The sequence below is a fragment of the Gemmiger formicilis genome, from assembly GCF_016901605.1.
Lineage (GTDB): Bacteria > Bacillota > Clostridia > Oscillospirales > Ruminococcaceae > Gemmiger > Gemmiger formicilis_B.
In genome coordinates this window covers 1-11,103 of sequence record NZ_JACJKP010000101.1, presented here as the reverse complement: position 1 = coordinate 11,103, position 11,103 = coordinate 1, and the positions used below count along the sequence as shown (strand labels likewise).

10 protein-coding genes and 1 tRNA gene are annotated in these 11,103 nt (G+C 54.3%); 9 read left to right on the top strand and 2 right to left on the bottom strand.

Going from position 1 to position 11,103, the window contains the following annotated elements; all coding sequences use genetic code 11:
• The coding region (locus H6B10_RS09060) for a hypothetical protein (RefSeq protein WP_345941728.1) at positions 1 to 412 on the top strand (412 nt) is incomplete at its 5' end.
• Between the two features lie 61 nt (positions 413 to 473).
• On the opposite strand, the gene H6B10_RS09055 is transcribed toward H6B10_RS09060, so the two are convergent.
• Together H6B10_RS09055 and H6B10_RS09050 are read right to left on the bottom strand one after the other, a co-directional pair.
• Entirely contained in the window at positions 474 to 806 is a 333-nt protein-coding gene (locus tag H6B10_RS09055) for a hypothetical protein (protein WP_204651305.1), read from the bottom strand.
• Between the two features lie 25 nt (positions 807 to 831).
• Positions 832 to 1,059 (bottom strand): hypothetical protein, encoded by a 228-nt coding sequence (locus H6B10_RS09050; protein WP_204651304.1) that lies wholly within the window; start codon positions 1,057 to 1,059, stop codon positions 832 to 834.
• 132 nt (positions 1,060 to 1,191) lie between these two features.
• Here H6B10_RS09050 and H6B10_RS09045 point away from each other — a divergent pair.
• The 8 genes from H6B10_RS09045 to H6B10_RS09010 all read left to right on the top strand — a co-directional run.
• Positions 1,192 to 1,267: transfer RNA gene (locus H6B10_RS09045), tRNA-Gly, on the top strand.
• 341 nt (positions 1,268 to 1,608) lie between these two features.
• Positions 1,609 to 1,815: a 50S ribosomal protein L31 gene (gene rpmE / locus H6B10_RS09040; protein WP_040917610.1), complete on the top strand. Its 207-nt coding sequence runs from the start codon at positions 1,609 to 1,611 to the stop codon at positions 1,813 to 1,815.
• Between the two features lie 69 nt (positions 1,816 to 1,884).
• Positions 1,885 to 2,502 (top strand): IMPACT family protein, encoded by a 618-nt coding sequence (locus tag H6B10_RS09035; protein ID WP_204651303.1) that lies wholly within the window; start codon positions 1,885 to 1,887, stop codon positions 2,500 to 2,502.
• A gap of 92 nt (positions 2,503 to 2,594) precedes the next feature.
• Positions 2,595 to 3,596 carry a deoxyguanosinetriphosphate triphosphohydrolase gene (locus H6B10_RS09030; protein WP_204651302.1) on the top strand — a complete coding sequence of 334 codons (1,002 nt, stop codon included), beginning with the start codon at positions 2,595 to 2,597 and terminating at the stop codon, positions 3,594 to 3,596.
• Positions 3,597 to 3,629: 33 nt separating this feature from the next.
• On the top strand, positions 3,630 to 5,420 hold the full coding sequence (dnaG, locus tag H6B10_RS09025; RefSeq protein ID WP_204651301.1) for a DNA primase: 1,791 nt from the start codon (positions 3,630 to 3,632) through the stop codon (positions 5,418 to 5,420).
• A gap of 70 nt (positions 5,421 to 5,490) precedes the next feature.
• On the top strand, positions 5,491 to 6,588 hold the full coding sequence (rpoD, locus tag H6B10_RS09020) for an RNA polymerase sigma factor RpoD (RefSeq protein WP_204651300.1): 1,098 nt from the start codon (positions 5,491 to 5,493) through the stop codon (positions 6,586 to 6,588).
• A gap of 459 nt (positions 6,589 to 7,047) precedes the next feature.
• Positions 7,048 to 10,878, top strand: coding sequence for a DNA-directed RNA polymerase subunit beta (locus H6B10_RS09015; RefSeq protein WP_204651299.1), 3,831 nt, complete (start codon positions 7,048 to 7,050; stop codon positions 10,876 to 10,878).
• Between the two features lie 47 nt (positions 10,879 to 10,925).
• The coding region (locus H6B10_RS09010) for a hypothetical protein (RefSeq protein WP_204651306.1) at positions 10,926 to 11,103 on the top strand (178 nt) is incomplete at its 3' end.

Sequence of the window (11,103 nt, the reverse complement as noted above, 5' to 3'; positions counted from 1 at the left end):
ACTGGAAAATCATCTGCCTTGGCGGCGCGCCATCACCAAAGGATGGGGGCGGCTGGTTGGCATTGCCGGTACTTTTTCCATCTTTGTTTTTACGTTTACCATTTTCCGTGCCAGCAGTCTTTCCAACGCGGCGGCCTATTTTTCCGGTATTCTGCATAACAGCGGACACAATGTGTTCAGCAATTACTGGGAATTGGGCCTGACAACCCGCCAGGAACAAATTTTTCTGTTTGCGGGTCTTGCAATTTTGATAGCCGGGGATTTGCTGCAGGAACGGGGGATATCCCTGCGGAAAAAAATCATGGAAGCCCCGTGGCCGCTCCGCTGGGCAGCGTACGAAACAGCGCTGTTGGCGTTTCTGTTTATGGGGCGCTTTTTGGGCGGCGGCGGATTCTTGTATGCCCGTTACTGACACTGATAAAAAATAAGGGAGATGGCTTTGCCATCTCCCTTATTTTTTATAAAATGCCGATTTATCGGTCCGGTTCGCAATCCAGAATGGAGGGGATACTCTCCCAACGGGCAATTTCTTCCCGGTACCGTTCGTGGAACCAGGCTACAGCTGCATCCAGGCCCTGCTGGTTGCCTTCAAACTCACAGGTTTCAATTTTTTCTTCTGCGGTGTGTTCAATACTCCAGGGACCGGGCCAGACATGTGCGGTAAGAAACTCCACTTTGGTTTTGCCGCTTTCATCATTGGGATCAGGTTTTTTGCCGGGGACGATCACATATCGCATGCCGCCCTCGGCACCGGAATATGAATTGCCGTTATGGAACCAGTGATAAATCGGAAATGCATCCAGCATAGAAAGAACTCCTTTTTATAAGCGGTCAGGGATTTTTCCGAGAGGATTGTTCCAACGCGTCAAGCCGCTTCTCCAGCTGATCAATTTTCTCGGAAAGGCACCAGAAAGTGTAGATCAGCACGGAGAGAACCAATGCGCAGAAGACACCGGTCAGGTAAGGGTTGGAGGATGTGAACAGAAGATGCCCGCCAAAAAAGATGAAAAAAGTCGTCACAACAAGAACTGCGGCAAAGATCTTCAAAAACGTTTTCATCAGGAAACCTCCCGAACGAATATGAGAAAAGAAAATATGATTTCATTATATAACAATCCGTCAGGCGGCACAAGGGAAAACCAAAAACAGGATTGACAAAACCGCAGGCTTGCGGTAAAATAATTAAGTCATGCGGGATTAGCTCATCCGGTAGAGTGACTGCTTCCCAAGCAGTAGGTGGCGAGTTCGAGACTCGTATCCCGCTCCAAAAGCGCCTTGAATTGTACGATGATTCGTTGGTTCAAGGCGTTTTCTTTTTTTGACATGCAACATTTTCACCACCCAAAAAGGCTTGTTAAGCATCGCAAACCTGTACACAAGCAGGAACGACCGTTCACAATGGGGTCTTTCATCTGTCTTTTGAACGTTTTATGGAGATTTTCCTTGACAATCTATGCAAATTCTGCTAAAATACTTTAGCAATCGTTCAGATGGCTGCTCCATTCGCACAGGATGGTGAATGCTGGTAGCCGCAATTCGAAGATTGTGATGAGCACATATATTAAGTATGGCTCCCGTAATCATGATCGAGAAAGAGGTGAAATAACCATGAAGAAGGGCATCCATCCGAACTATGTGGACTGCACCATCACTTGCGCCTGCGGCAACGTGATTCACACCCGTGACACCAAGCCGGAGATCCACGTCGAAGTTTGCAGCAAGTGCCATCCGTTCTACACCGGCAAACAGAAGCTGGTCGACACCGGTGGTCGCGTCGAGCGCTTCAAGCGCCGTTATGCCAACGTTGGCAAATAAGTTTTGCTTATTGGGTACCCCAGATGGAGACATCTGGGGTATTTTTGGTTGTCAGTAAGGAGTTTCGTCATGTCCGATTATCAGACAATCCGGGGCGTTTCCACATTTGAATACGAAGAAAAGCGCAGTCGCTTTATTGCAACGGCATCTTTTGCCGATACGGAAGAAAAAGCCCTGGAGGTTCTCAACAGAGTGCGCGCAGCCAACCGGACGGCGCGGCATAATGTATATGCCTATGTGCTTCGCAACGGCCGCACACGGTATTCCGACGATGGGGAACCGGCCAAAACAGCCGGAACACCTGTTCTGGAATCCATCGGCCACGCGGGTGTATCGGACGTGATTGTGGTCGTAACCCGCTATTTTGGCGGCATTCTGCTGGGGACCGGCGGGTTGGTACGGGCCTATACCGCCGCGGCCTCCGGGGCACTGCAGCAGGCAGAACTGGTCAGCATGCGGCTGGTGGTAGATTGCAGCCTGTGTGTGCCTTATGCATTGTTTGAGCAGGTGCAGCGGATGGTGGCGGCTGCAGGGGCAAAACTGCAGGAACCTGTTTTTGCTGATGTGGTTACTCTGCAGTGGCGTATGCCGGCAGGGGAGGAAACTGCTTTGTGTCAGTCCCTGGCGGAGCTGATGCGCGGTGCGGCACAGGTACAGGTTTCGGCGCCGGAATACGCACCTTTTTAAAGAAATCGTGAAAAAGCAGAAAAAAATAAAGTGTTTCGCGCGGTTTTGTCGTATTTATAGATAGAGTGGAAAAACAGAAGGAGGCGGGTTTTGTGACGATCCGAGAAGAAACGCAGGCCATTGAGCGGCAGACGCTGAGCCGTTATGCCACCCTAAGCCAGAACAGCCGTGGGCGTCGTACTCTGGAAGAGGAAGACCCGATTCGCTCTTGTTTTCAGCGGGATCGGGACCGGATTCTGCATTGCAAGGCCTTTCGACGTCTGAAGCAGAAAACGCAGGTCTTTCTTTCGCCGGAAGGGGACCACTACCGTACCCGTCTGACCCATACGCTGGAAGTGAGCCAGATTGCGCGCACGATTTCCCGTGCGCTGCGCCTGAACGAGGACCTTACCGAAGCGATTGCGCTGGGGCACGATCTGGGCCACACCCCCTTTGGTCATGCAGGGGAGCGGGCACTGAACCGTCTGTGCCCGGGCGGCTTTACCCACTACCGGCAAAGCCTGCGGGTGGTGGATATGCTGGAAAAGGACGGCAGGGGATTGAACCTGAGCTGGGAAGTCCGCAACGGTATCATCACCCACACTACCGGCACATGGGCACGCACACCGGAAGGCTGCGTTGTACGCCGGGCCGATCATATCGCATTCCTCAACCACGATATTGAGGATGCGGTGGCAGGCGGTGTGCTGGACCCGCGTCAGCTGCCGCCGGAAGCCACCGCGGTACTGGGAACCACCAAATCCCAGCGTATTACAACGATGATCACCGATCTGGTGGAACATAGCCAGAACGGCCGAATCAACTTCTCACCGGAAGTGGAAGCCGCCTATGCCACCTTAAAGGATTTTATGTATTCCACGGTCTATGTGGACCGGGAAGCAAAGCGGGAAGAAAAGAAGGTGGACAAGCTCATCGCGGAATTGTATGAGCGTCTGTGCGAAGAACCGGCCCTGATGCCGAACTTCTATCTTCAGATTGCTTATAACGAAGGCGTAGACCGCGCAGCCACCGACTACATCAGCGGCATGAGCGACGAATTTGCCACGCGGTTGTTTGTGGAGTGGTTTGTGCCGCAAAAGTGGCAGGTCCTGTGACCAAAAAGGGATTCCGGGGGAGGTGGAACGGATTTGATTCCGCAGGAATACATACAGGAAGTGGTACGCCGCAACGATATTGAAGAAGTCATCGGCCAATATGTTCAGCTGCGGCGCAGAGGCCGTACCTTGAGCGGTCTTTGCCCGTTTCACAATGAAAAGACTCCTTCCTTTGTGGTGTATCCCGATACACAGAGTTTTTACTGTTTTGGCTGCGGCGCAGCCGGCGATGTTATAAATTTTGTGCGCAAGTACAATAATCTCGGTTATGTGGAAAGCGTCAAGCAGCTGGCTTCCCGTGTGGGGATGCCGTTGCCGGAAGAAGAAGATAAAGAAGCCCGGGCACGGCAGCGGCTTTTGGAAATCAACCGCAGTGCAGCGCGGTACTTTTACGAGCAGCTCAATGCCAAAACCCCCGAAGCGGCCCAGGCGCGTCGGTACTGGAAAGAAAAACGAGGTTTGTCCGATGCGGCAATCCGGCGGTTCGGTCTGGGGTATGCGCCGGAAGATTTCGGCGGTTTGCTGCACTACCTCAAGCGCCGGGGATTTACGGAATGGGAGTTGGAACATTCCGGTCTGATCAAACGCAGCGCCAAAGGGAATCTCTACGATATTTTCCGCCATCGGGTGATGGTTCCGATCATTGATGTGCGCGGTTCCATCATTGCCTTCGGCGGACGGGTTCTGGATGATTCCAAGCCCAAATACATCAACAGCCCGGAAACGATGGTCTACCACAAATCCCGTACGCTGTTCGCGCTGAATATAGCCAAAAAGTCGGCAAGCAAGCGTTATATCCTCTGCGAAGGCTATATGGATGTCATCTCGATGCACGAGGCGGGATTTGATACTGCGGTTTGTGCCTGCGGTACGGCACTGACAGCGGAGCAGGTCAAACTGTTGAGCGAGTATGCCGATGAAGTGATCCTGAGTTACGACTCGGACGAAGCCGGGCAGAAGGCAACGGAACGAAGTCTGGGATTGTTTGCCAACAGCCCGGTAAAGGTCAGTGTCCTGAGCTACCAGGGAGCGAAAGACCCTGACGAATTTATCAAAAAGTATGGCCGTGAACGGTTTGATATGCTGCTCAACGGCACCGCCAATCCCACGGAGTTCCAGCTGAAAAAGGCCAAGGCCAAGTATGATCTTCGCAGCGATGATGGAAGACTGAATTACATCCGTGAAGCGATTGATATTCTGACGGGGTACAGCGTGACTCCCACAGCGCGGGATGTTTATGCAGGCCGTCTGGCGGAAGAAACCGGCGTTTCCAAGCAGGCGATTGTTTCACAGATGCAAGGCGCCATCCGGGCAGCGGACCGCAAGAGCCGCCGCAAGGAACAAAAAGAAATGGCGCAGCAGAGTATTGCGGCGGATATCCGAATTCCCTACACCCAGGGCGGCGATACCGTGTTGGGGGCGGCCAGCGCCAGCCGTCAGCTGGTAGCGGCGCTATTGCAGGACCCGGACGAAATTCCGTATGTGCGCGATCGGGTTCGGATGGAAGATGTGCTTTTGCCGGAGATGCAGCAGGCACTGCAGGCAATTTTCCGCAGTTGGGAACAAAAGCTGCCGGTGAACCTGACGACGTTGCAGCAGATGCTGGATGAGAAAACATTCCAGCAGGTGGCACACGCACAGGCACAGAATCACGACCAGAAACTGGCCCGGCGAGATATTGATATGTATCTGGAACGCCTGCAAAATGCCAAACCCGTCAGTGAGCGGGTAGCGGGAACAAGCGATGACCAGTTCCTGAATATTTTTGCCAACGTAAAGCGGGAAAAAGGCGTACAGGACCCGCCATCCGATCCGGATGCATAGCAGCAGAAAAGATTTTTCCATGCGCAGAGGCGCGGCTTATCAATAGAAAACCAAAAGGAGAAACGTACTTATGGCAGAGAAAAAAGATCCGATTCGCAGTTTGATCGAAAACGGTCGTCGGAATGGCAAGCTGACCAACACCGAGATCGGCGATGCAATGGAGGAGAGCGGCCACGTTCTGGATGTAGAGCAGATGGAAAAGCTCTACGAAGAACTGGAAAGCAACGGCATCGAAGTTGTGGACGATGACGCATCGGATGTTGCGGACGCTGCGGCACTGACGGAGGACAACGTAGACGACTTTGAGGAAAGCCTGAACACCGATGGCATTACCATTGATGACCCCGTAAAGGTGTACCTGAAAGAAATCGGCCGCGTACCGCTGCTGACGCCCGAGGAAGAAATTGATCTGGCGCTGAAAATCCAGGCAGGCGGCCCGGACGGTGAGAAAGCCAAGCAGCGCTTGAGCGAAGCCAACCTGCGTCTGGTGGTTTCCATTGCCAAACGGTATGTAGGCCGCGGTATGCAGTTCCTGGATCTGATTCAGGAAGGTAACCTGGGCCTGATCAAGGCGGTGGAAAAGTTCGACCACACCAAGGGCTTCAAGTTCTCGACCTACGCCACCTGGTGGATTCGTCAGGCCATTACCCGTGCCATTGCCGATCAGGCACGTACCATCCGCATCCCCGTCCACATGGTGGAAACCATCAACAAGGTCAAAAAGGTTTCCAGCCAGCTGCTGCATGAGTACGGCCATGACCCCAGCGCAGAAGAAATTGCAGAACGCCTGGATATGTCTGTAGATAAAGTGCGTGAAATCATGCGGGTGGCGCAGGAACCTGTCAGCCTGGAAACGCCCATTGGCGAAGAGGAAGACAGCCATCTGGGTGACTTCATCCCGGATGACGACGCACCCGTCCCGGCAGAGGCGGCCAGCCAGACCCTGCTGAAGGAACAGCTGGCGGACGTACTCAAAACCCTGACTCCCAGGGAAGAGAAGGTTCTGCGCCTGCGCTTCGGTCTGGAAGACGGCCGTCCCCGCACCCTGGAAGAAGTGGGCAAGGAGTTCAACGTCACCCGTGAACGTATCCGTCAGATCGAGGCCAAAGCGCTGCGCAAGCTGCGCCATCCCAGCCGCAGCAAAAAACTGCGGGATTTCCTGGACTGATTGATTTACAATACAAAATTCCGACCGGAAGTTCCGGCCGGATTTTTTTGCTTATATTGCCAAAATGGATTTGTCAAGGGCAAGCTGGCACAAAAAGAAAAACGGACGGTTGTGAAAAATGCCCAAAAGAGGCCCTTAGAACCACTGCCCCGGATTTGTCAAGGGTCGCGGTGTGGAGGAAAATCGTCAAAATGCCGAAATTTTATTACACGCACCCGGGCGTTTCATAGGCGCACAAAAACTTGTAAAAAAGCCCCGAAAAGCCTTGACAATAAGGGTTTTAGCCTGTATACTAAATCAGTATCACAAAAATGGAATAGAGCGCCCTAAAGGACTTTTACAAAAAAGGCAAAACCCAAAAGTTTGTGAAAAACGACGAATATGGGTCAGTCCGAAGTGAATCCTTTGAGTCGCTTTTGCCAACTTTGTCAATCTATGGAATAGGAGTGGTCGCGTTTTATGGTAAAGGTCAAGCCCGTACAAAACGGCAGAACGACCCGCATGAGTTTTTCCCGCATCAACGAAGTGATTGATATGCCCAATCTCATCGAGATCCAGAAAAACTCTTACAACTGGTTCCTGGAGGAAGGCCTGCGTGAGGTTTTCCACGACATTGCCGCGATCGAGGACTACACCGGAAATCTGGTGCTGGAGTTCGTCGACTACCGGCTGGACAAGAACCCCAAGTACTCCATTAAAGAATGTAAGGAACGGGACGCCACGTACGCGGCGCCCCTGTACGTCACGGCCCGCCTGTTCAATAAGCAGACCGGGGAAGTGAAGGAACAGGAAATCTTCATGGGCGATTTCCCGCTCATGACGGATTCCGGCACTTTCATCTCCAACGGTGCCGAGCGTGCCATTGTCAGCCAGTTGGTTCGTTCTCCCGGTGTGTTCTACGGCTCCAGCAAGGACCGCACGGGTAAGGACCTGTTTACTGCGACAATGAACCCCAACCGCGGTGCCTGGCTGGAATACGAGACGGACTCTCAGGATGTTTTCTATGTCCGTATCGACAAGAACCGCAAACTGCCGGTCACCACGCTGATCCGTGCGCTGGGTCTGAGCACCGATGAGCAGATCCGTCAGTTCTTCGGCGATTCCGAGCCCAAGATCAATGCCTCTCTGGAGAAGGACATCACCCACTCCACCGAGGAAGGTCTGCTGGAAGTTTACCGCAAGCTGCGCCCCGGCGAGCCCCCGACGGTAGAAAACTCCCGCAGCCACCTGAACTCCCTGTTCTTTGATCCGCGCCGTTATGACCTGGCACGGTTCGGCCGCTATAAGATGAACAACAAGCTCGGTCTGGCCCGCCGTATTGCCGGCTACAAGGCTGCCGAGGATATCATCGCCCCGCTGACCGGCGAGCTGCTGGTTGCCAAAGGCGAAAAGATCAACACCGCCAAAGCCAATGAGATCGACGCTGCCGGTGTGACCCGTGTGGTTGTGCTGGTAGAGCGCAAGGGCGAAGAGAGCATCCCTGTGATCGTGATCTCCAACGGTTGCGTGGACGCCCAGCCCTTCTTCAGCTTTGATGTTGACGCAGAGTGCGGCATCAACGAGCGCGCCAATTTTGCAGAGATCCGCAAGATTCTGGACGCCACTTCCGATCCGGAAGAGCAGAAGGAACTGCTGCGTCAGAACCATGATGCGCTGATCTGCCGCACCGTTACGGTGGATGACATTTTTGCGTCCATCAACTACCTGCTGGGTCTGGATCACGGCATCGGCGTTACCGACGAAATCGACCATCTGGGCAACCGTCGTGTGCGCAGCGTAGGTGAATTGCTGCAGAATCAGTTCCGTATCGGCTTCTCCCGTATGGAACGCGTGATCCGCGAGCGTATGACCCTGCAGAACCAGGAAAGCGGCGAAATCACTCCGCAGAGCCTGGTCAACATTCGTCCCGTTGTGGCTGCCATCAAGGAGTTCATCGGTTCCAGCCCGCTGTCTCAGTTCATGGACCAGAACAACCCTCTGGCAGAACTGACTCACAAGCGTCGTCTGTCCGCTTTGGGCCCCGGTGGTCTGTCTCGTGACCGCGCTGGCTTCGAAGTCCGCGACGTTCATTACACCCACTACGGCCGTCTGTGCCCCATTGAAACCCCTGAAGGTCCCAACATCGGTCTGATCTCTTACCTGGCTACCTATGCCAAGATCAACAAGTACGGCTTCGTGGAAGCTCCGTACCGCCGTGTGGATAAAGAAACCGGTATTGTCACCGACGAAGTGGTTTATATGACCGCTGACGTGGAAGACGAATACATCGTTGCGCAGGCCAACGAACCGCTGGATGAGAACAACCGTTTTGTCCGTTCCCGCGTTTCCGGCCGTCATCGCAACGACATCCAGGAATTCGAATCCAACCAGGTCGATTTCATGGACGTTTCTCCCCGTATGATGGTTTCCGTTGCTACGGCCTGCATCCCGTTCCTGGAGAACGACGACTGTAACCGTGCTTTGATGGGTTCCAACATGCAGCGGCAGGCCGTGCCTCTGATGGTCACCCAGCAGCCCATTGTTGCTACCGGTATGGAGTACAAGGCTGCGACCGACTCCGGCGTTTGCATTCTGGCCGCCCATGACGGCACCGTGGAATACGTGGATGCCGAAAAGATCGTTGTTCGCTGCGCTGACGGTTCTGCCGACACCTACGAACTGATCAAGTTCATGCGTTCCAACCAGGGCAACTGCAACAACCAGCGTCCCATTGTTCAGGTGGGCGACGCCGTCAAGACCGGCGATGTGCTGGCCGACGGTCCAGCCACCAAGAACGGCGAGATCAGCCTGGGCAAGAACGCTCTGGTCGGCTTCATGACCTGGGAAGGTTACAACTACGAGGACGCCGTTCTGCTCAACGAGAAGCTGGTGCGTGAAGACGTCTACACTTCTATTCATATTGAAGAATATGAGACTGAGGCCCGCGATACCAAGCTGGGACCCGAGGAAATCACCCGTGACATCCCCAACGTTGGCGATGACGCGCTGAAAGATCTGGACGATCGCGGCATTATCCGCGTGGGTGCCGAAGTCAAGACCGGTGACATCCTGGTCGGTAAGGTTACGCCCAAGGGCGAAACCGAGCTCACGGCTGAAGAGCGCCTGCTGCGTGCTATCTTCGGTGAGAAGGCCCGCGAAGTGCGCGATACCTCTCTGCGTGTGCCCCATGGTGCGTACGGTATCGTGGTGGATATCAAGGTCTTTACTCCGGAAAACAGCGACGAGCTGCAGCCCGGTGTCCGTATGTGTGTCCGCTGCTACATCGCACAGAAACGTAAGATCAGCGTAGGCGACAAGATGGCCGGCCGTCACGGCAACAAGGGTGTTGTTTCCCGTATTCTGCCGCAGGAGGATATGCCGTTCTTGCCCGACGGTACGCCGCTGGACATCGTGCTGAACCCCCTGGGCGTTCCTTCCCGTATGAACATCGGTCAGGTTCTGGAAGTCAACCTGGGCTATGTGGCCAAGGCGCTTGGCTGGAAGGTCCAGACCCCCGTCTTCGACGGTGCCCACGAAGCCGACCTGCGTGACTGCTTCGCGGATGCCCGTGCCAAGTGGCATGGCGAGAATGCGCCCGAGTATCCCACCAAGCTGGACCGCCTGATGGGTGAGAAGGGCCACATCATCGACTTCTCCAAGATCGACCTGACCGACGACGGCAAGACCACCGTATACGATGGCCGTACCGGTGAGCAGTTCCCCAACAAGGTTACCGTCGGCTATATGTACTACCTTAAACTGCATCACCTGGTCGACGATAAGATCCACGCCCGTTCCACCGGTCCGTACTCCATGGTCACCCAGCAGCCTCTGGGCGGCAAGGCGCAGTTCGGCGGTCAGCGTTTCGGCGAAATGGAAGTCTGGGCGCTGGAAGCTTACGGCGCCGCTTACACCCTGCAGGAGATCCTGACCATCAAGTCCGACGACGTCGTGGGTCGTGTCAAGACTTACGAGGCTATCGTCAAGGGCGATCCCATCCCGCGTCCCGGCATCCCCGAGAGCTTCCGCGTTATGCTCAAAGAGCTGCAGAGCCTTGGCCTGGATATCGTGGTGCAGGATAAGGAAGGCAATCCTGTGGATATGCGTCAGGAATTTGACGACGATGACAGCAGCTTTGAAGGTGCCGATTACGAAGTAGGCAACAATGTCCTGGTCGAAAGCGAGCTGCAGGACGACTACAGCGTGAAAGACGCCGATGAGGGCTTTGACGACGATCTGGATGAGGACAGCGAGCCGAGCGACGACGAACTGGCCAAGATCGAAATGAACGACCCCTTTGATGATGAATAATGTTTCGCTGTATCGTGTGTCATACTTGAATTGAGAGGGTTCGCTGAATGGAAAATAAAGAATTCGCTTCGATTAAGATCGGCCTTGCCTCCCCGGACCAGATCCGTGCCTGGAGCTATGGCGAGGTCACTAAACCCGAAACCATCAACTACCGTACCCTGAAGCCGGAGCGCGACGGTCTGTACTGCGAGCGCATTTTTGGACCCACCAAGGACTGGGAATGCC